Source organism: Thauera sp. 28, assembly GCF_000310145.2.
Classification (GTDB): Bacteria; Pseudomonadota; Gammaproteobacteria; order Burkholderiales; family Rhodocyclaceae; genus Thauera; species Thauera mechernichensis.
This window is the reverse complement of record NZ_AMXA01000011.1, coordinates 1-21,055: the sequence shown is the minus strand read 5'-3', so window position 1 is coordinate 21,055 and position 21,055 is coordinate 1. Positions and strand designations below refer to the sequence as shown.

The 21,055-nt window shown below is 66.2% G+C and carries 17 protein-coding genes; 7 read left to right on the top strand and 10 right to left on the bottom strand.

The window, feature by feature from the left end:
• Positions 1-158: 158 nt before the first annotated feature.
• Positions 159-590 carry a ferric iron uptake transcriptional regulator gene (fur, locus tag C662_RS09805; RefSeq protein ID WP_002928122.1) on the top strand — a complete coding sequence of 144 codons (432 nt, stop codon included), beginning with the start codon at positions 159-161 and terminating at the stop codon, positions 588-590.
• Positions 591-610: 20 nt separating this feature from the next.
• On the opposite strand, the gene recN is transcribed toward fur, so the two are convergent.
• Together recN and C662_RS09795 are read right to left on the bottom strand one after the other, a co-directional pair.
• The gene (recN, locus tag C662_RS09800) at positions 611-2,266 is read right to left on the bottom strand and encodes a DNA repair protein RecN (RefSeq protein WP_002928119.1); all 1,656 of its coding nucleotides are present in this window, start codon (positions 2,264-2,266) and stop codon (positions 611-613) included.
• 111 nt (positions 2,267-2,377) lie between these two features.
• Positions 2,378-3,262 carry an NAD kinase gene (locus C662_RS09795; protein ID WP_002928116.1) on the bottom strand — a complete coding sequence of 295 codons (885 nt, stop codon included), beginning with the start codon at positions 3,260-3,262 and terminating at the stop codon, positions 2,378-2,380.
• A 119-nt stretch (positions 3,263-3,381) separates the two neighbouring features.
• Between C662_RS09795 and hrcA the strand changes: the two genes are divergently transcribed.
• Together hrcA and hemH are read left to right on the top strand one after the other, a co-directional pair.
• Positions 3,382-4,410, top strand: a complete 1,029-nt coding sequence (hrcA, locus tag C662_RS09790; RefSeq protein WP_002928114.1) for a heat-inducible transcriptional repressor HrcA — start codon at positions 3,382-3,384, stop codon at positions 4,408-4,410.
• Positions 4,411-4,463: 53 nt separating this feature from the next.
• Complete coding sequence (hemH, locus tag C662_RS09785) at positions 4,464-5,561, top strand: ferrochelatase (protein WP_002928106.1); 1,098 nt, start codon at positions 4,464-4,466, stop codon at positions 5,559-5,561.
• A 39-nt stretch (positions 5,562-5,600) separates the two neighbouring features.
• Here the strand turns inward: hemH and C662_RS09780 are convergent, their stop codons facing one another.
• Positions 5,601-6,962, bottom strand: a complete 1,362-nt coding sequence (locus C662_RS09780; RefSeq protein WP_002928104.1) for a serine/threonine protein kinase — start codon at positions 6,960-6,962, stop codon at positions 5,601-5,603.
• Positions 6,963-7,204: 242 nt separating this feature from the next.
• Between C662_RS09780 and C662_RS09775 the strand changes: the two genes are divergently transcribed.
• From C662_RS09775 to ubiG, 3 genes are all read left to right on the top strand, one after another.
• On the top strand, positions 7,205-8,524 hold the full coding sequence (locus C662_RS09775) for a TRZ/ATZ family hydrolase (RefSeq protein ID WP_002928101.1): 1,320 nt from the start codon (positions 7,205-7,207) through the stop codon (positions 8,522-8,524).
• A gap of 99 nt (positions 8,525-8,623) precedes the next feature.
• The gene (locus C662_RS09770; RefSeq protein WP_002928097.1) at positions 8,624-9,328 is read left to right on the top strand and encodes an OmpA family protein; all 705 of its coding nucleotides are present in this window, start codon (positions 8,624-8,626) and stop codon (positions 9,326-9,328) included.
• A 120-nt stretch (positions 9,329-9,448) separates the two neighbouring features.
• The gene (ubiG, locus tag C662_RS09765) at positions 9,449-10,153 is read left to right on the top strand and encodes a bifunctional 2-polyprenyl-6-hydroxyphenol methylase/3-demethylubiquinol 3-O-methyltransferase UbiG (protein ID WP_002928096.1); all 705 of its coding nucleotides are present in this window, start codon (positions 9,449-9,451) and stop codon (positions 10,151-10,153) included.
• A 99-nt stretch (positions 10,154-10,252) separates the two neighbouring features.
• Here the strand turns inward: ubiG and C662_RS09760 are convergent, their stop codons facing one another.
• The 4 genes from C662_RS09760 to C662_RS09745 form a co-directional block, all read right to left on the bottom strand.
• On the bottom strand, positions 10,253-10,924 hold the full coding sequence (locus C662_RS09760; protein ID WP_002928095.1) for a LutC/YkgG family protein: 672 nt from the start codon (positions 10,922-10,924) through the stop codon (positions 10,253-10,255).
• A complete protein-coding gene (locus C662_RS09755) occupies positions 10,925-12,364 on the bottom strand; it encodes a LutB/LldF family L-lactate oxidation iron-sulfur protein (protein ID WP_002928094.1) in 1,440 nt (479 codons plus the stop codon).
• Positions 12,361-13,191 (bottom strand): (Fe-S)-binding protein, encoded by an 831-nt coding sequence (locus C662_RS09750; protein ID WP_002928086.1) that lies wholly within the window; start codon positions 13,189-13,191, stop codon positions 12,361-12,363. Before C662_RS09750 ends, C662_RS09755 begins: the two co-directional genes overlap by 4 nt.
• Positions 13,192-13,275: 84 nt before the next feature.
• Positions 13,276-14,973, bottom strand: coding sequence for an L-lactate permease (locus C662_RS09745; protein WP_002928084.1), 1,698 nt, complete (start codon positions 14,971-14,973; stop codon positions 13,276-13,278).
• A gap of 334 nt (positions 14,974-15,307) precedes the next feature.
• On the opposite strand from C662_RS09745, the gene C662_RS09740 reads away from it, so the two are divergent.
• Positions 15,308-16,078 (top strand): GntR family transcriptional regulator, encoded by a 771-nt coding sequence (locus tag C662_RS09740; protein WP_002928083.1) that lies wholly within the window; start codon positions 15,308-15,310, stop codon positions 16,076-16,078.
• A 110-nt stretch (positions 16,079-16,188) separates the two neighbouring features.
• Here C662_RS09740 and C662_RS09735 read toward each other — a convergent pair whose 3' ends face one another.
• The 3 genes from C662_RS09735 to C662_RS09725 form a co-directional block, all read right to left on the bottom strand.
• Entirely contained in the window at positions 16,189-17,403 is a 1,215-nt protein-coding gene (locus C662_RS09735; protein ID WP_002928082.1) for a lytic murein transglycosylase, read from the bottom strand.
• 106 nt (positions 17,404-17,509) lie between these two features.
• On the bottom strand, positions 17,510-19,648 hold the full coding sequence (locus tag C662_RS09730) for a M1 family metallopeptidase (protein ID WP_002928081.1): 2,139 nt from the start codon (positions 19,646-19,648) through the stop codon (positions 17,510-17,512).
• A gap of 4 nt (positions 19,649-19,652) precedes the next feature.
• Positions 19,653-20,864, bottom strand: a complete 1,212-nt coding sequence (locus C662_RS09725) for a ChaN family lipoprotein (protein ID WP_037984404.1) — start codon at positions 20,862-20,864, stop codon at positions 19,653-19,655.
• Between the last annotated feature and the right edge of the window lie 191 nt (positions 20,865-21,055).

Here is a 21,055-nt window from a genome sequence, read left to right as displayed (position 1 = left end):
CGTGTTGCCGAGGCGCTGGCGCATGAAGACCTTCGGGTTCCGCCCCTGCGCAAGCCTGCACCCCGGATACCGGCCCGCACACTTGCGGCATGCATGCTCCGCGACGCACACAGACTCCGGGCCAATCTCTCTTCCACTTGCACGCAATTCAGGCTCCCATGTCCGACAACTCGAAGAACCTCAAAAGCATCGGCCTCAAGGCGACCTACCCCCGCCTGAAGATCCTCGATCTCTTCCAGAGCTCGGATCAGCGCCACCTCACCGCGGAAGACGTCTACCGCTCGCTGATGAACGAAGGCATGGACATCGGGCTTGCCACGGTTTATCGCGTTCTCACCCAGTTCGAACAGGCCGGACTCCTCGAGCGCCATTACTTCGAGTCGGGCAAGGCCGTGTTCGAGCTCAACGAGGGCGGCCATCACGACCACCTGGTGTGCATGCAGTGCGGCAAGGTCGAGGAATTCTTCGACCCGGAGATCGAACGCCGGCAGAACAAGGTCGCCGAAGAACGCGGCTTCTCCATCCGAGAACATGCGCTCTACCTGTACGCCGACTGCAAGCGCGAGAACTGCCCCAACCGCGAAACCTGACGCCAGGTGCCTGCAGGCACCTAGCTGCGGCTCAACATTTCTGCCGCGTGCTCTCGGGTGGTGGCCGTTATATTCACCCCGCCGAGCATGCGCGCGATCTCCTCAACCCGCTCGCTCGCCCCCAGCGCCACCACCTCGCTGACGGTAGCGCCATCATGTTCGCGCTTGGCGATGCGCCACTGCCAGTCCGCACACGCCGCCACCTGCGGAAGGTGGGTCACGCACAGCACCTGGCGATCGGCGCCAAGGCGCGCCAGCAAGGTGCCCACGATTTCCGCGACGCGACCGCCGATACCGACATCCACCTCGTCGAAGATGAGTGTCGGCACTGCCGAATCACGGCTGGTCATGACCTGAATCGCCAGCCCGATACGGGACAATTCGCCGCCTGAAGCGACCTTGGCCAGGCTGCGCAGGGCCTGCCCCGGGTTGGCCGCAACACGGAACTCGACAGTTTCCACACCGTTCGCGGAAGGCTCGCAGGCCTCGAGGGCGACCTCGAACCGTCCCCCGGCCATCGCCAGGGTCTGCATCGCCTCGGTAATCTCCGCCGACAATCTCTGCGCGGCCGGTGCCCGGCAGGCGGACAACTCGGCGGCTGCGGCATCGAAGCGCCTGCGCGCCTCGGCCTCCGCAACAGCCATGCGCTGCGGATCGGCACTTGCCTCGAGCGCCTCCAGTCTTGCCTGCCATTGCTGCCTGAGCTCACCGAGCGCCTCGGGCGCGACCCTGTGCTTGCGCGCCATATCCAGCACGGCAGCGATGCGTTGCTCCACCTCGGCAAGGCGGCCGGGGTCGAGATCGAGACGGTCGCGGTAGCGGCGCAGCGCATGCAGCGCCTCGTCGGCCTGGATCGCGGCCGCAGCAAGAAGGTCGCGCACGTCGGCGAGCGTCGGATCGTAGTCGGCCAGCGCTGCAATACGAGCATCGACGTGGCGCAGCACCGAACACACCGCGCCATCCCCCTCGGCGAGCGCCACCAAGGTCTCCTCCGCCCCCTCGATGAGGCCGGCTGCATGCGCAAGACGGCCGTGCTCGGCATTGATCTCCTGCCACTCGGCGGGGTCGAAGCCCAAGTCGTCAAGCTCGCGCAACTGCCAGGCGAGCAGCTCGCGCTCGCGCGCCGAGTTCTCCGAGTCGGCTTCGGCCTCGCGCCGCAGCCGCACGAGGCGCTGCCATTCGCGATGACACCTGGCGACCTCGGACGCCAGTGGCAACGCGCCCGCATGGGCATCGAGCAACGCGCGCTGAGCATCGGCGCGCAGCAACGCATGATGCGCATGCTGGCCATGGATGTCGGCAAGCCACTCTCCCGCGCAGCGCAACTGCGCGAGCGTGACGCTGCTGCCATTGATCCAGGCCCGGCTGCGCCCGCCCGCATCAAGCGTGCGACGAAGGATCAACGCCCCATCGTCAGTGGGCAAGGCCTGCTCGCGCAGCCAGTCAAGCAGTTCGCCGGCAGCAGGCAGGTCGAACTCCGCGCTCACCTCCGCACGCTCGCAGCCCTGCCGCACCATCGCCGCTTCGCCACGGCCGCCGAGGGCGAGCCCCAGCGCGTCGAGCAAGATCGACTTACCGGCGCCGGTCTCCCCGGTCAGGGCGCCGAAACCGGCCTCGAACTCCAGCTCGAGGCGATCGACGATTACGAAGTCGCGGATGGTCAGATTACGCAGCATGGGAATCGATCAGTCGAAGGCAAGGCGCGGTGGAAACAACCCACGGCAGCGTGCTCGACCCGGCGCAGCCCGGGCGCTCACTGGCCACAAGGTCACGACCACCGCGGGGAATCAGTTGTGTCTGGGCGAAGCACTCCAGTGCAGCTTCTCGCGCAACATCGCAAAATAGCTGTACCCCTCCGGATGCAGCAGACGCAGCGCGCGCGACGATCGCGTCAGGCGCACACGATCCCCTGAGCGCAGATCGAAACGCGTCTGGCCGTCGAAATGCACGCGCGCATCCTGGTGCGGCAAGAGGTCGATGTCGATCCGGCAGGTATCGGGGATGGTGATCGGACGCGCCGTGAGCGCATGCGGACACAGGGGCACGAGGGCGATCCCGCCCACGCTCGGATGCAGGATCGGACCATTGGCGGAGAGGACATAGGCGGTCGACCCTGTCGGTGTCGACACGATCATGCCGTCCGAGCGCTGGGTGTAGACGAACTCACCGTCGATGGAGAGATCGAATTCGATCATGCGCCCCAGGTCGCCCTTGTTCACCACGACATCGTTGAGCGCCAGGGTGTGGAACACGCGTTCGCCCGCGCGCAGCACCTCGGCGTCGAGCATGAAGCGGGTTTCCTCGCTGAAGCGGCCATCGAGCATCTCGCCGAGGCGCTCGCAAGCGTCGGTGCGCGAGATGTCGGTCAGGAAGCCGAGGCGCCCGAGATTGACCCCCACCAGCGGAACGCCGTGCTCGATCAGCCGGCGCGCACTGTGCAGCATGCTGCCATCGCCGCCGATGACCACGGCCAGATCGGCCTCTGCACCGATATGTTCATAGCTGGCGACCGGAAAGTCGGGCGTGCCGCCGATGAAACTTGCCGTGCCTTGCTCGATCAGTACCTTGAGCCCGCGCTCACGTAGAAAACGCGCAATCGAAGTCACCGACTCGGCAACGTCGGCGCTCTGGTATTTGCCAATCAGGGCGATGGTCTGGAAGCTGAAGCTCATGAGCGCGGATTAAACCACATTCATGCAAGCCGCCGACAACACCCGACATGGAAGATACCCCTCTCAGTGCGCCTGCACGCGGCATTCCGGTGCATTTCGAAGTATAGTTCTCGACTGAAATGAACGCCCTCGACGCCCGCTCCCAGATCCTGCTCAAGACCCTGATCGAACGCTATATTGCGGACGGTCTGCCGGTCGGTTCGCGCGCACTGTCCCGCTTCTCAGGTCTCGACCTGTCGCCGGCCACGGTTCGCAACGTGATGAGCGATCTCGAGGAGATGGGCCTCATCGCCAGTCCGCACACTTCTGCCGGGCGCATCCCCACCGCACGCGGTTACCGCTTCTTCGTCGACTCGCTGCTCACGGTGCAGCCGCTCGAGAACGCCCGCGTGCGCGCCCTTGAGGGCCAGTTCCTGCCCGACCAGCCCCAGCGCCTGATCAACTCCGCCTCGCACCTGTTGTCCGAACTCACCCAGTTCGCGGGCATCGTCGTGGCGCCGCGCAAGGAAGCCATCCGCATCCGCCAGTTCGAGTTCGTCAGCCTGGCCGAGACGCGCATCCTGCTCATCATCGTCACCACCGCCGGCGACGTCCAGAACCGGATTCTGGTCACCCGTCGCGGCTACAGCGGCGCCGAACTCAGCGCGGCCGCAAGCTACCTCAACGAACACTTCGCCGGCCTTGGCTTCGACGAGATCCGCCGCCGCCTTGGTGAGGAACTGCGCCAGTTGCGCAGCGACATGACCGAACTGATGACGGCGACCGTGGATGCCGGCACCGAGGCTGCAGAAGAGAACGCTTCGAGCTACGTGATTTCGGGTGAGACCAACCTGCTCGACTTCGAGGACCTGTCGTCAAACATGTCCCGCTTGCGCGAACTGTTCAAGCTGTTCGAGCAGCGCACCGGCCTGATCCAGCTGCTGGACCTTTCCAACCGTGCCGACGGCGTCCAGATCTTCATTGGCGACGAATCCGGCCTGGCCCCGCTCGACGGCTGCAGCGTGATCACCGCACCCTACGAGGTCGACGGCCGCATCGTGGGCTCGCTCGGGGTCATCGGCCCCACCCGCATGGCCTACGACCGCGTGATTCCGATCGTCGACATCACGGCACGACTGCTCTCGAACGCCCTGTCTTCGAACCATTGATGGGCCGTAGCCGGCCTTCGGCCCGGCTCGCCCGCCCGCCGACAAGGACCCCGATGTCTCGTTACTGGACCGAACCGCCGTTCAAGCACGGCTCCGAAACCCGCACCGGCGTGCTGCTGGTAAACCTCGGCACACCCGACGCCCCCACCGCTGCCGCACTACGCCCCTACCTAAAGCAGTTCCTGTCCGACCCGCGCGTGGTCGAGATCCCGCGCCTGATCTGGTGGCCGATCCTCAACGGCATCATCCTCAACACCCGTCCCAAGGCCTCGGCGCGCAAGTACGCGAGCGTGTGGATGGACGAAGGCTCACCGCTGAAAGTCCACACCGAACGCCAGGCCAAGCTGCTGGCAGGCTACCTGCTCAAGGCCGGCCATGGCGAACTCGACATCGCCTACGCCATGCGCTACGGCAAGCCCTCCATCGCCGACACGCTCAACGGCATGCGCAGCCGCGGCTGTACGCGCATCCTGGTGGTGCCGATGTACCCGCAGTACTCGGCCAGCACGACGGCGACCGTCATTGACGAGGTCGGGCGCTGCCTCGCGCACTGGCGCAACCAGCCAGAGATCCGCTTCGTGCGCAGCTTCCAGGACGATCCCGGCTACATTGCAGCCCTGGTCGCGAGCGTACGCGAGCACTGGGCTGTCCATGGCGAACCAGATCGACTCCTGCTGAGTTTCCATGGCGTACCACGGCGCTCCCTCGACCTCGGCGATCCCTACCACTGCGAATGCCACAAGACCGGCCGCCTCGTGGCCGAAGGCCTGGGCGTCGCACCCGAGCGCGTACTGGTCACCTTCCAGTCCCGTTTCGGCAAGGCCGAGTGGCTCAAGCCCTACACCCAGCCGACACTCGAGGCGCTTGCTGCCCAAGGCGTCGGACGCGTCGATGTGATGTGCCCCGGCTTTGTCGCCGACTGTCTGGAAACGCTCGAGGAAATCGCCATGGAGTGCAAGGAGGCCTTCCTCGAGAAAGGCGGCAAGGTGTTCCACTACATTCCCTGCCTCAACGAGCGTCATGAATGGATGCAGGCCCTCTCCGAACTCACCTGTCGCCATCTCGGCCACTGGCTCGAGATCCAGGCGCCTGACGCGGCCGCGCGCGAAGCCAGCGCCACCAGGGCACGCGCGCTCGGCGCGGCCCGCTAGGCAGGGCCGCTGCCCGGCCTGGCCTGGCCTGGCAGGCCTTCAGTTATCGAGCAGTTGCAGATCGAAACCCGTTGCGGTGTGTTCCGCGCGCAGCGCGGCGGGCGCAGTCGCGGAAAGCTCACGCGAAACCTGTGCCAGGCGCCGCACCACCACGGTCGAGATCTCGCGGCGGAAGCGTTCGAGCACCTCCTCGCTGGCGAGCGCGAGTGCAGCCGGGTTGACCTCCAGATAGCTCAGCTCGCCGACCGACACAACGGTCATCATGTGCCTGCGCTCGAGCTGGTCGAGCCAGGCCTGCACCCCGAACACCTCGCCCGGCCCGAGTTGCATGACGCGGCGCCCCTCGATCGACAGCTCGACCTTGCCCTCGAGGACGATCCCGAAGCGCTGGTCGTTGTCGCCCTCGCGCATCAAGGCGACCTGCGGCCCGACCTTGCGCCACGCGCAGATGCGCATCACCTCCCACAGGTCGATGTCCTCGAACTCGGTGAAGAACGCGAGCTTGCGCAAGCGTGCAAAACGGGCCTGGTCAAGCGGAGCCTGGTCCTCATCGAGGATCTGGTAGCGCACCGCAGCAAGATCCTTCGCGAACTCGGCGCCATTGCGATAGCGTGAGTACAGATCCTTCTCCAGCGCCTTGCGGATCACCGCGTCCATCTGCTCGGGCACATCCGGATTGAGTTGCGACACCGAGGGCGGATCGGCATTGATGATCTTGTACACCAACTGGGCAGGGTTGCTGGCGCGGAAAGGCAATCGGCCCGTGAGCAGATGGAAAAGCAGGACGCCCAGCGAATAGAGGTCGGTCTTCTGGTTGAGCGGGTAGCCCTTGATCTGCTCCGGGCTCATGTAGGCCGGCGAGCCCACACCCATGATGAAGGTCGAGTCGGTATCGAGCTTCTTGTTGATGTTGAGCGCAAGCCCGAAGTCGGTGATCTTCACGTTGTCCTCGTCGTCGACGAGGATGTTGGCCGGCTTGATGTCGCGATGCACGATGCCCTGCCGGTAGGCATGATCGAGCGCCATGCAGCACTTGAAGACGATGCCGATCGTGCGGTGTATCGGCAGCAGCTTGTCGAAGCTGCAGTAGCGCTCCAGCGAGCCACCCGGAAAGTACTCCATCACCACATAGGCCTGTGTCGGCTCGATCGAAGCATCGTGGATGCGGATGATGTTGGGGTGGTTCAGACGGCTCGACACCACCTGCTCGGCCCTGAGCAGCTTGACCAGGCGGCGGTTCCACTTCGCCTCGTCCTTGACCTTGTCATCGAAACGCACATGCTTGACGGCGACAGGCTCGGGCCGGTCGTCAGACTCGGCGAGGTAGACGATCGCGGTAGCACCACGTCCGACCTCCTTGATGATCCTGTATTTGCCGATCCGGCTTGGAGTCGCGTTCATACATTCGCGGTGGCCGCAGAGCCGCCATCAGTCCAATAGGAATGGCCGAATTGTTGCATGAAGCGATGCGCTGCGGGCGAACCGCCGGCGCATTTCTCACATCCCCCTGGCCACAGGGCCAGCGGTCGTGTTGTTGGCCACGAACGCCCATGCTAATAATGGTCGATGCATTCGCCGCCCAACCCTTGCGACAACCTGCCCGGTACGCCACCTGATCGACCGGGACATTGCGGAGCTCCATCTTGAACGAGATTGCCGACCTGCTCATCCACGCACGCTGGGTCATCCCCGTCCAACCGGCGGGCGTCGTCCTCGATGACCACACTGTCGTCGTCTCGAAAGGCCGGATCACCGACATCCTTCCCAGCGCGGACGCACGCGGAAGGCTCGCCGCCCGCAAGGTGTTCGACCTGCCGGACCATGTACTCATGCCCGGCCTGGTCAATCTGCATACCCATGCAGCGATGAACCTGATGCGCGGACTGGCCGATGACCTGCCGCTCATGCGCTGGCTCCAGGAGGCGATCTGGCCGACCGAGTCGCGCCACGTTTCGGCCGCCTTCGTGCATGACGGCAGCCTGCTCGCCGCCGCCGAGATGCTGCGCGGCGGCATCACCACGTGCAACGACATGTACTTCCACCCCGAAGCCGCCGCCGAGGCCTTTGCCACCGCGGGCATCCGAGCGGTGGTCGGCATCGTCATGCTCGAGTTCCCCACCCCTTACGCGAGCGACGCCGACGACTACCTGCGCAAGGGCCTTGCCGCACGCGACCGCTGGCAACGCGAGCCGCTGATCGACTTCGCCATCGCCCCTCACGCGCCCTACACGGTCAGCGACAGGAGCTTCGCACGCGCGCTCGCCCTTGCCGAGGAGCTCGAACTACCAATCCACATCCATGTGCACGAGACCGCGGGCGAGATCGCCGACTCGATCACGACGCACGGCCTGCGCCCGCTCGCCCGCCTGGCCCGGCTGGGGCTGCTCGGCGAGAACCTCATCGGTGTGCATGCGGTGCATCTTGACGACGCCGACATCGAACTGCTCGCGCGCCACAACTGCAGTGTCGCCCACTGCCCGACCTCGAACATGAAGCTGGCCAGCGGCATTGCCCCCATTCCCCGCCTGCTCGAAGCAGGCATCCGTGTCGGCCTGGGCACGGATGGCGCAGCGAGCAACAACCGACTCGACCTTTTCCAGGAGATGCGCCATGCCGCCCTGCTTGCCAAGGTAGGCAGCCTGGATGCGAGCGCAGTCCCCGCCCACGCCGCACTGCATATGGCCACACTGGGCGGAGCCGATGCGCTCGGCATGGCGGACCGTATCGGCTCGATCGAGCCGGGCAAGGCAGCCGACCTGTGTGCGGTGGACCTTGGCGGCCTGCACTGCCGGCCGTGCTTCGACCCGATCTCGCATCTGGTCTATGTCGCCGGTCGGGAGAACGTCTCCCACGTCTGGGTAAACGGAGAAACCCGCGTGGACAAAGGCGTTCAGCTGTTGCATATTAGAGACAGCGAATTGCTGCGTATCGCGTCGGTGTGGCAAACTAGGTTCGGTAATTGAACTGGATACACTGGTGCAAACCAACGCGAAAGCGGCTTAACGCACGTTTTCAATCCGTCCTGTGGAAACTCCGGCGACTCGCCCATCAAAGAGGAAACCATGATCAAACAAACCAAGAAGCAAGTGCTCATGCTGGCCGCCATCGCCTCCCTCGGCGTGTCCGCTCCCAGCGCCTTCGCGCAGGCTGCCGACGTCGTCGTGGCTGGCAAGGGCGAAATCCCTTACGTGATCGACGCGCGCAACGTCGTCGCCCGCAGCGGTGCCGGCCTGTGCTGGCGTACCGGCTACTGGAGCCCGGCTGCCGCCTCGACCGCCCTTGCTGGCGAGTTCCCGGTCGGCTGCGCCTGCGACTCCGACATCGTCCCCGCCGACAAGTGCGCCGCTCCGGTCGCTGCTGCCGCCCCGGCTCCGGCTCCGAAGCCCACCGCTGACAAGATCAAGCTGTCGGCTGACGCTCTGTTCGACTTCGACAAGGCCGTGCTCAAGCCCGAAGGCCAGGCCCGCCTGAACGACCTCGCCGCCCAGGCCAAGTCGCTCAAGCTGGAAGTGATCCTTGCAGTCGGCCACACCGACCGCATCGGCTCGGCCGCCTACAACCAGCGTCTGTCGGAGCGCCGTGCCGCTGCCGTCAAGACCTACCTGGTCGCCCAGGGTGTCGACGCCAACCGCATCTACACCGAAGGCAAGGGCAAGACCCAGCCCGTCACCGGCAACCAGTGCGACAACGTTCGTGGCCGTGCTGCGCTGATCTCCTGCCTGCAGCCGGATCGTCGCGTGGAAGTGGAAGTCATCGGCTCCAAGTAATCACGAGCCCGATGTCCGAAAAGCCCTGCCTCGGCGGGGCTTTTTCATTTGGACGGCACGCCGGAACGCCCATCGAGCGCCACGGTCCATCCTGCACCCTCATCAAGCTGGCCTTAGATCATGAGCACCCTTAACGCCGACCCCGCCGAACTGCAGAAATTCAGCGAACTTGCCCACCGCTGGTGGGACCCGGCCTCCGAGTTTCGCCCCTTGCACGAGATAAACCCGTTGCGCCTGGGCTGGATAGACGGCAAGGCCGCGCTCGCGGGCAAAAAGGTGCTCGATGTCGGCTGCGGTGGCGGCATCCTCGCCGAAAGCATGAGCGCCGTCGGTGCGGACGTAACCGGCATCGACCTGTCCGAAAAGGCGCTCAGCGTGGCACGGCTGCACCTGTTCGAGAGTGGCCACAAGGTCGATTACCGACTGGTCAGCGCGGAAGCCTTCGCCGACGAAAACCCTGCCGCCTTCGACGTCGTGACCTGCATGGAAATGCTCGAGCACGTCCCTGACCCGGCCAGCACCATCGCCGCCTGCGCGCGCCTGGTCAAGCCCGGCGGCCACGTCTTCTTCTCCACGCTCAACCGCAACCTCAAGTCTTATGTGTTTGCAATCATCGGCGCGGAATACGTGCTCAAGCTGCTCCCTGCCGGGACGCACGAGTACGCCAAATTCATCAAGCCGTCCGAACTCACCCGCTACTGCCGCCAGGCTCGCCTGGACACGCAGGAACTGATCGGCATGAGCTACACCCCGCTCACCAAGGTGTACTCACTCGGTCGCGACACTGACGTCAATTACCTGCTCCACACCCGCCGGCCGGGCTGAACGAAGGCACGGCGAGCCCACGCCATGAAAACGGGCCACGACATGCGCGCGTGCGCGTATCGTGGCCCGGTCTACTGCACAGCAAGGTCGGCGAACGGCTCAGGCGTCCTCGAGGATGAGCACCAGCAGTTCCTTGGGGCCATGGGCACCGTAGGCGAGCGTTTGCTGGATATCGGCCGTCTTCGAGGGCCCCGACACCAGCAAGGCGTTGGTCGGCATCCCCGACGCCCAGTGCTGTGCATGCATCAGCTCATACAGGTTGTCGCGCACCTCGCTGGCCTTGAGCAAGGCAATGTGCAGGGGCGGGACCAGGCTCATCAGCCGCGGTTCCTGCGGCGTCGGCCACAGCACCAGGCTGCCTGTGGCGGCGATACCGCCCAGTGTGCCGGTGAGCGAGGCGGGCGTGCGGAAGAAGAGCTCCTCCTTCCACGCCTCGACGGGCTGGTGGTAGGCCTTCAGGCGCAGACCCGCAGCACTGGCGGCGACATGCGCTGCCAGCTGCTGGCCATGCGCAGTGTCCGGAGAAACCAGCAACTCGCCGATATTGCGCGCAGCCAGTGCTTCCAGTGCGCGTTGCGGCCAGTCGGCCTGGGTCGTCAGCTGTGTCTCGCCATGCACGGCCTCCAACATGCTGCGCAGGCGAGCGATACGATCGTCGGCCGCGTAGCGCCAGGGCTCGGTCAGCAGGCCAGCGTCGTAGTCGTCCGCGACCGGGGTGGTGCCAACGAGGCTGCCGCGCAGCTTGGCAAGAATCCTGTCCTTGGCGCTCATTCAATCTTCTCCCAGATGCTCGCGGGCGAGCTCGTGCAGGCTGCGCGCGGCAGGCTTGGGCGCGCTGCGGTGTTCGGTCCACGGGCCGATGTTCGAGGGCATCAGCGCGCTCAAGCGTGTGCCCGCGAAGCTGAAGGCACGATAGAGCGCGGGCGAGGTGTTGAGCTTGCGCCAGGCCTTCCAGAGCATCGCCTCCTTCTTCGAGTACTTGCTGCCCTGCCCACGCATGTGATGCGGTACCGCCTCAGGCGCACGCACCGCCTCCTCGCGCAATCGGCGCAGCAGCGCGGGAATCGGAATCTTCACCGGGCAGACCTCGCCGCAGGCGCCGCACATCGACGACGCCGTGGGCAGGTCGCGCGTGGTGTCGAGGCCCAGCATGTGCGGGGTGACGATCTTGCCGATGGGGCCCGGGTATACCGTCCCGTAGGCGTGACCGCCGATGCGGGTGTAGACCGGGCAGTGGTTCATGCACGCTCCGCAGCGGATGCAGTTGAGCGTCTGACGCAGCTCACCGTCGGCGAAGGCCTGGCTACGGCCGTTGTCGAGCAGCACCAGGTGCACTTCCTGCGGGCCGTCCAGTTCGTCGGCCTTGCGCGGGCCTGAGATCATGTTGACGTAGGTCGTGATCGCCTGGCCGGTCGCGGAGCGTGTCAGCAGCGACAGCAGCGGGATGACATCGCGCAGGTTCTCCACCACCTTCTCGATGCCGGTGACCGCGATGTGCACCGGCGGTACGGTGGTCGACATGCGGCCATTGCCCTCGTTCTCGACCAGCAGCAGAGTGCCGGTCTCGGCGACGGCGAAGTTCACCCCCGAAACACCGATGTCTGCTTCGAAGAAGTTGCGCCGCAGCGTCTCGCGACCGATCTGGATCAGGCGGTCGACGTCCTCGGTGTAATCCACTTCGAGCTTGTCGTGGAACAGCGAAGCCACCTGGCCAACGTTGAGGTGGATCGCCGGCATGATGATGTGCGAGGGCTTCTCCTCGCGCAGCTGCACGATGAACTCGCCCATGTCGGACTCGAGGCAATCCACCCCGCGCTCGCCGAGGTAATGGTTCATCTCCATTTCCTCGCTGACCATGGACTTGCCCTTGATCACCTTCTTCGCCGCGTGCTGCTCGACGATGCGGTGGACGATGGCGTTGGCCTCCTCTACCGTCTCGGCCCAGTGCACCTTCACGCCGTTGCGGCTCAGGTTTGCATCCAGCCGCTCGAGCAACTCGGGCAACTTGGACAGCGCCCGCGCGCGCACGCGGTTGCCGAATGCGCGCAAACGCTCAAGCTCGTCGCCATCAGGGAACTGGACGCGGCGCTTGTCCATCAGGAAGTCCATCGCGCCACGGAAGTTGCGTCTTAGCTGCGGGTCGGCAAGCGCCTCGCGCGCGTTGCGCTTGAAGGCGATCGGCACGGCAGGCACGTCGGTCATCGCGCTCATCGCCCGTCTCCCTTGTGCCCGCCGGTGCGACGCAGCAGGAAGCTGGCCAGGTGCTCACCGCGGAGGCGCTCTCCCTGCTTCTCGAAGCAACCATTGATGTTGAGCAGGCAGCCACAGTCCGCGCTTACCACCTCGGCCGCACCGGAGCCCTTGAGCGCCGCAGTCTTGTCCTTGACCATCGCTCCGGAAATATCCGGCATGCGCACGCTGAAGGCGCCGCCGAAGCCGCAGCACTCGCTCTCGTGGTCATGATCGACGCGCTCGACAGCGGCGAGCTGCCCCAGCAACGCACGGCCATGCACGTGGGTATTCATCTCGCGCCGCGCACTGCACGATGTATGGAGCGCGACCTTCACCGGAGCGCCGCTGTCGTGCAGTTGCACGCGACACACGTTCAACAGGAACTCGGCCAGTTCGAAGGTACGCGCAGCCAGCGACTCGACCTGCTTCAAGGTCTGTGGCTCGTCCTTGAACAATTCGAAGTAGTGGTGGCGGAACATCCCTGCACAGGAGCCCGATGGCACGACCACCGGCCAGTCGCCGGCAAACAGGGCCAGTTGAGCACGCGCCACCACGCGCGCCTCGTCGGTATAGCCGGAGGTATAGGCCGGCTGCCCGCAACAGCTTTGCGCCTGAGGAAAGTGCACCCTGATGCCCTCGCGCTCGAGCAGGCGGATCGCATCCATGCCGGCATCAGGGAAGAACAGGTCCAGCACGCAGGTGCCGAACAGGAACACGTCCGCGGGCTTGTCGGGGTACTGGCGCGGCGGCTCGATCGCCGGGGCCGTCCGTGTGGCGTTCGGCGCCACGGAAGAAGCGTGACTCATGCGAATCGTCTCCTTGGGGATTACGTCTTCATTCTGCAGCAGCGCGGGTCGCCCCGCGACTGCTGCTATTACCTACTTGCCGCTCTATTGCACGACCAGCGGATCGGTGACACCGAGCACATAGATGGCAATCATCGCCACCACGCCCGTCATCAGCACGTAGTACACCGTCGGCCAGAACGTCTTGCGCAGGATCGCACCCTCGCGGCCGAGCAGACCCACCGTTGCCGAGGCCGCCACCACATTGTGGATCGCCACCATGTTGCCTGCAGCAGCGCCAATCGCCTGGACGGCCACGATCACCGCGCCGGAGATGCCGAGCGTGCTGGCGACACCGAACTGGAACTGGCTGAGCATCATGTTGCTCACGGTATTCGAGCCCGCGATGAAGGCGCCCAGCGCCCCCACGGCCGGCGCCAGCAGCGGATACACCCCGCCCACGCTGTCGGCCACCCACTGCGCCATCGCGATCGGCATGCTTGGCAGCTCGGCGGCATTGACGCCCGAATTGATCAGGATGCGCACCATCGGCACCGTAAATAGCAGCACGAAGCCGGCACCGAGCAGCACCCGCGACGACTCACCCACCGCCTTGGCCAGCGAGCGCGCATGCATGCCGTGCAGCGCGACCGTGGCCAGCACCACCGCAACCAGGATGCCACCCGGCAGATACAAGGGCTGGAAGTTGGCGCTGATGCCCTTCTCGCCAAGCAGATTGGGGAAGCTCAGCACCACAGCCTTGAGCGCATTACCAAACTCGGGCATGACGCGGCTGGCGACGAGCAGCGCACCCACCAGCACATAGGGCAGCCAGGCACGCACGATGCCGATCTGCTGATGGCGCGGCAGCTGGTCCAGCTTCATCTCGACACTGCCCATCCACTCGCTCGGCCAGTCCTTGGGCTCGGCAAAATCCCAGGCCTTCTTCGGCACCAGAAAGCCAAACCGCGCCGCCGAGGTGACGATCGCCAGGCCCACCAGGCCACCCAGCAGCGAGGGGAACTCGGGGCCGAGGAACACACCAGTGATGGCGTAGGGAATGGTGAATGCAAAGCCGGCGAAGAGCGCGAACGGCAACACTTCCAGCCCGGCCTTCCAGCTCTTCTCCTTACCGAAGAAGCGCGTCAGCATCATCGCCATGATCAGCGGCATCACCGTACCGACGATGGCGTGGATGATCGCCACGTTGCTGGTCACCAGCTGCAGGAACACCTCCCAGCTCGAACCGCGCTCGACCAGCTGCGCACCGATCGTCGCCGTGTCCAGGCCGCTATTGACGCCGATGATGATCGGCGTGCCGACCGCGCCGAAGGACACCGGCGTGCTCTGCACAAGCATGCCGAGCAACACCGCCGCCAGGGCTGGGAAGCCGAGCGCAACGAGCAGCGGCGCGGCGATGGCGGCCGGCGTGCCGAAGCCCGACGCCCCCTCGATGAAGCAGCCGAACAGCCAGGCGATGATGATGGCCTGAATGCGGCGGTCGGGGCTGATGGTGGCAAAGCCGGAACGGATCGTCGAGATCGCCCCCGAGTACTTCAGCGTATTGAGCAACAGGATGGCGCCGAAGATGATCCACAGCACACCGATGGTGATGATCAGCCCCTGCAGCGTCGACGCCAGGATGCGGTTGAAACTCATCTCCCACACGAACAGACCGATACCTGCCGTCAGCACATACACGACCGGCATGGCGCGCCGCGCTGGCCAGCGCAAACCGACAAGGAGGATGGCAGCCAGCAGGATCGGGGAAAACGCGAGCAGCGCGAGCGTTCCGGATTGCATCTCAGCACCCCGCCCGCAACGGCAGGTTGTTTGCACCCGCCACATTCACAAGGACCAGACCGGACATAGAAGTCTCCAGCAAGGATTCAAAGAGGACTCATGATCGCTAAATTGGTCAGACCACTATACCAATTGCTGAGCTAGACTAAGGGTGCCCTGGAGTGCTGTCAATCAAAAACATCAATTTTTCGGATACATGCATAAGGGGGCGCCAGCTCGACCTGCCTGCGGCAGCCGCAGCTGTTCATCCACCGCTTGCCGGCAGCAGCCACAGCAGCTAGATTCCAGCCGCCGACCAAACACTCAGTGCGTGCCGGCCCTCGGAGAAGGATCCATGAAAGCCACCCCCCTGCAGCAACGCCGCCTCGCCGACGACATCATCGACCGCATCGAGACCCTGATCCTCGAGGGCAGCCTGCGCCCCGGCGAGCGCCTGCCGGCCGAACGTGCGCTGGCCGAGCAGTTCGGCGTGTCGCGGCCGTCGGTACGCGAGGCACTGCAGAAGTTGATCGCGCGCGGCCTGCTCACCAGCCGCCATGGCGGGGGCACCTTCGTCAGCGAGACGCTGGGCTCCTCATTCCGTGACCCGATGAACGATCTGCTGGAGCGCAACCCGGAGGCGCAGCGCGACCTGATCGAATTCCGTCACACGCTGGAGGGTTCCTGCGCCTACTATGCGGCGCTGCGCGCCACCGAGCCCGACCGCGAGCGGCTGAGCGCGGCATTCGAGCGCGTACAGGACTGCTACCTGCGCAAGGGCCGGGTCAGTCGCGCCGAAGAAGGCGCGGCTGACGCCCACTTTCACCTTGCCATCGCCGAAGCCAGCCACAACGCAGTGCTGCTGCACACCATCCGCAGTCTGTTCGACCTGCTCGAGCGCAACGTGGTGACCAACATCGGCGGCATGATCCCCCTGGGCAGCGACATCCGCGACGCCCTGCTCGACCAGCACCGCACCCTGTACCGGGCAATCATGGACCGCCGTGCCGAGGATGCACGCCAGATCGCCTGCGCCCATCTCGACTATGTTCAGGAAGTGCTGGCCGAGACACGCGACGAAGCTCAGCGCGTCGCCCGCGCCCAGCGTCGGCAGGCAACAGCCTGACCCTCAGCCGGCGCGATCGCCACCGGTCGAGCCGGCAACGCCCCCTACGACGGCCCTGACGGGCCGAGGGCCCTGCTCCGGCTCAGCGATCAGCATTCCATCACCAGCACCTACTGGCGCCCGGCCTGCGCGCGCAGCGCGACCAGCGCACGCTGGCCGGCACGACCGTCTGCCGTCAGCCCCAGTCGCAGTTGCTCCAGCTTCAGGGCCTCGCGGGTGCGTGCGCCGATCATGCCATCGGCGGCACCGATGTCATGCCCACGCTCGATCAGCAGTTGCTGCAGTTCGCGACGCTCGGCACGCGACAGTCCAGGATCATCGGTCGGCCACGCCGTCACGAAACTGCCCGCGCCGCGCAGCCGGTCGGAGAGATGGGCGATCGCCAGTCCATAGCTCTCGGCGGCGTTGTAGGAATACAGCGCATCGAAATTACGCGTCACCAGGAAGGCCGGCCCAGGCTGCCCCGCAGGCAGCAGCAGGCCGACCGGGGTTGCGCCGGCTGGCAACGGCGAACCATCGACCCGCCTTACGCCGCGAGCCGCCCAGTCGCTCATCGGCTGCTTGTTGCGCCGGCCCGCGCCCGCGGTGTCGAAGCCGCGCGGCAGGCTCACCTCGAAGCCCCAGGGCTGGTCGCTGCGCCAGCCCGCGCGCTTGAGGAAGTTGGCCGTCGAGGCGAGCGCATCGGGCACGCTATCGACCAGGTCGCGGCGTCCGTCGCCATCGAAATCCACCGCCAGACGCATGAAGGTGCTGGGCATGAACTGGGTGTGGCCAAACGCACCGGCCCACGAGCCGGTGAGGCGCTCGGGCGCAACGTGGCCATCCTGGATGATCTTGAGCGTGGTGAAGAACTCGCCGCGGAAGAAGGCCTGCCGACGGCCGAAGCAGGACAGCGTCGACAGCGAGGTCAGCAGCGGCCGGCTGCCGAAGTTGCGTCCGTAGTTGCTCTCCACCCCCCACACCGCAACGACGGTAGCGGCATCAACCGCATACTCGGCCTCGACGCGTGCGAGCACCGCACGCCATTCGGCGAGCATGGCGCGGCCGTCGGCCACGCGCTCCTCATCCACCAGGCCAGCCATGTAGTCCCAGATCGGGGTGATGAACTCGGGTTGAGCGTCGAGGAAGCCGAGCACCGCCATGTCCGGTGCCAGCCCCGCAGCGTGCGCATCAAAGGTTGTGCGACTCACCCCTTTTGCGGCCGCCTCGGCACGCAAGCCCGAGAGGCAGGCGGCAAAGGCAGCCTCGTCAGCAAGCGCGGGGGTAGCGGTGGAGAGCAAGCAGAGGCTCAGGGCGGAGGAGAGAATGGAGCGGCGCATGGACATTCCGTTGCTGTCGAAAGGGGCGCATGGTGCGCAGAAGGGTCAAGAGCGGTGAGGCATGCGGGACATTACCGGCCGAGGGACGGGCAAGCGCACATGGCAGTCTATATCAGCGCCCGACCGCCACCGCCCGGCCAGGTGCATCCCACACGCCGCGCGCCACGACACGGCTGCCTTCGAAGACAAGCCAGCTCTGGCCGCCGTAATGCGGCAACGGACGCAACAGGGCCTCGAGTGCGGCGGGATCCTGCGCCGACACCACCGCCAGCGGCGGGCCGTCGCCTTGCGCCAGCGTCCATACCTGGGCAGTTCCCCTGCCCCGCAAGGCCTCCGGCCGGGCAGGCAGGCCGTGATCGGCGAGCACGGCATCGATGGCGTCATGACTGCCGACGAGCAACACCGGCTCGCGACCACGCGTCAACGCTTCTACCCCGGACGCCTTGGGCGAGCGCTCGAAGATGCGCTGCGCCAGCGCGCTGGCCGCCTGCACCATATCGGCTTGCGCATCGGCAATCACCAGGTGTGGCGAGCGCGCCAGCACCCATTGGCGCAGGATCGGTGGCAATTGCTCGGCCTCGGGCAGGCGCCAAACCCGCAACTCGGGGTCGAGATGCAGCTGCACCGGCTCGAAGTCGAAGTCAAGTTCGACATCGGCCGACGCAGCCTCCAGCCTCACCCAGCGCATCTCGCGCGCGGACTCGCCGTGGACCACGAGCGGCAAGTCAAGCGTATGCAGGGGCTCGTCCTGCGCCAGGCTGATCCGCACCCGAGCCCCGGACGTATCCTGAGAACGGCCGCCCGCCAAGCCATCATCCGCCCTCGCCTGCCCACCCCCAGCATCGACGATGCTCGCCGCGACGACGCGCACCTGCGGCCCGCCGGGCAAGGCGACCCACTGGCGGAAGAAGCCCTCCAGGCTCTCCCCCGACACCTGCTCGAACGCCGCCTGCAGCTCAGCCCAGCCGGCAATGCGGAAACGCTGCTGCGCCCAGAACAGGCGAATGCCACGTTCGAATACCTCCTCGCCCAGTCGGTCACGCAGCATCACGAACACCATCGCCGCCTTGCCATAGCCCACCGCCGCCGCCGCAGCATGGGTGCGCGACCGGAAGGCCGCCAATGGCTGGTGCCCACCGGCCGGCACCGCGGCGAAGTCGCGCAGCCAGCCCAGGCGCATCTCGCGCGCCGCCTCAGCGGACTCGGCCTCCTTGTAGGCGTAGTCGGCCATGAAGGTCGTCAGCCCCTCGGACCAGTTGCCGCGCATGTAATCCACCAGCACGCCGTTGCCCCACCAGTTGTGCAGCACCTCATGGCCGAGCGAGGTGGCACGGATGAACGGCAGGCGCAGCACCTGCTCGCCGATGTAGGTCAGCGTCGGCATGCCGAAACCGGTCGGCAGCGGGCTTGCAACCACCGAGAACTCGGTGAAGGGATAGGCGCCGATACGCTCGCTGTAGTGCTCGATGTAGCGCAGGCTGTCGGCGAGGTAGCCTTCCGCCAGCCCCGTCTCGGTGTCGAGCGCGTGCGGGAAATAGGTGCGCAGGCGCAGGGGCCTGCCATCAGCCTGTACATGCTTGTGCTCGCGCACTGCCCAAGGCCCGGCCATCAGGTCGATACCGTCGCTGCGCTGGTCGAACTCGAAAACGGCGCGGTAGCGCGGGTCGGCAGCCGAGGGCAGCGCCTCCTCCACCAGACGCCCGGCGACAAGTGCACGCTGCTCTCCAGGCACGGACAACTCGACCCGGTAGGAGAACAGCTCGGCAGGGCGCGGATACCAGGCGCTGCCGGCGGGCAGGAAACTGCCCTCGGGCGCCGCCATTGGGGGCATGCCCTGCAGCACGCCGCGATGGTCGCGGCCCCTTTCGAGCACAGCGAGCGTGCCCGAGTACTCGATGCTCAGGGGCGCACCGTCGGGCACCTGTACCCGCCACCCTCGCAGGCTGCCGCGCTGCCCGGCGGGCTGCAGCTTCAACGGTCTGCCTGCCGCACTTGCAGCCCGCGGCATCAGGCTCTCATGAAGCACGAAGCGAAAGTCGCGCTCGGCAGGCTGCACCTCCGCACGCACGACGAGCATGCGCGCCGCCGGATCGAGGCGGACATCCAGCCTAAGTTCGAAGGCATCGGCCTCGCTGCCGCGCTGACCGTCACGCAGCGCGGCGGTGCCAGTGGCCGCCGATGCCGCAAGAGGCGCGACCAGCAACCAGCCCAGCACAAGCAGCCACAGGGCGCGCGCGACCTGCACCGCCACGCCCTCAGCGCGCCTGCGCCGGGAAGCGGACCACCAACTCCAGCACCTCATCGCCGCGCCTGAGCTTGAGCGGCAGCCAGGTGCCCGGCGGTTGCTGGCGCACGGCAGCAATCAGGTGGATGTTGCGCCTGACCGGCGCACCGGCGGCTTCGGTAATGACATCACCGTTCAGCAGCCCACTGCGTTCAGCCAGGCTGCCGGCGCTGACCTCGGCGATACGCACCCCGTCGGCCTGCTCATCCAGCGACACACCAAGCCGCGGCGGGGGCGGTGGCGCCTGGACAGCGTCGGGTACCGCGAACACGGCGTCAGCCAGGCGCGGCGCCAGGAGCCGGCAATCGGTGCTTGCCGGCATCGGTAGCAATTGCCCTATCGAGCCCACGCCCAGATCATCGAGCTGGTGCGCGACGCCATGCCCGAAGCGGACATGACCGCTGCCCATGATGCCCACCGCCAGCGGGCTGTCGCCATCCGGCTTGGTGTGGGCCTTGCGCGCCGCCGCCAAGGCCTCCGCCATTGCGCGATCCCAGGTGAGCTGGGAGTCGACAAAGTTGCGGAAAGCGGCATCGCGCCGGCTGCTCGTGCGCGGACCGTGGCCGCGCATGCCGGCATGCTGGCGATGGATCTCGTACAGGAAGTCCTCGTAGTCGCGTGAGGCGGGCGCAGGCGTGCCCACGCCCTCGCGCTCGGCCTCGGGTACTGCATTCCAGCCCTTCTGCGCCACGTTGCGTGTCAAGGCGGCCTCGACATTGAGCGCCACCATCGGGATTCGATGCAGGCGCGCGAAATGGAACAGCGGCAGGTAGAGCTCGGCCGGCATGCTCCACACCTTGCCCCAGTCGGACGCCGTCAGGAACTCGGCTTCGCTCAGTTCGCCCGCTACCCAGCGGTCAAGCACCGGCTGTACCCGGCGCGGGAACATCTCGAAGCCGATCACCATGTGCGGCCGCTGCGCATGCAGCGCTGCAAGCGTGTGCAACTGCCACCGGTGATGATCCATGTCGTCGTGCTGCTCGCCCAGCAGCACGACATCGCGCCGCGCCATGGCAGCAAGCAGCGCGCTCGACTCGGCCCGCTCGGGCTGTGCGGCATCGAGCCTGGTCCAGGCGCCGGGTGCAAGGCATGAACCATCCGGCTGAGCAAGGGCTGCGGAGGAGGCCAGTGCCAGAAGGCCAGCGGTAAGAATGAGGGCGCTGGCGCGGATCGTCGGGGACATGATGAGCAGCTCACAGAAGAGACTAGCGGTAGAGCACACGGCGCTGGCCGAGTTCCGGTAAGGGCCGGCGGGGAAGCCTCGTCGCTTGAGCTTGAATGATGAACGCATTGACTTCAACAGCTCGCGGCTGGCGCCGCTCCTACAGCAAAGCCAGCCGCCGCGGGGGTCCCCCGTAGGAGCGGCGCCAGCCG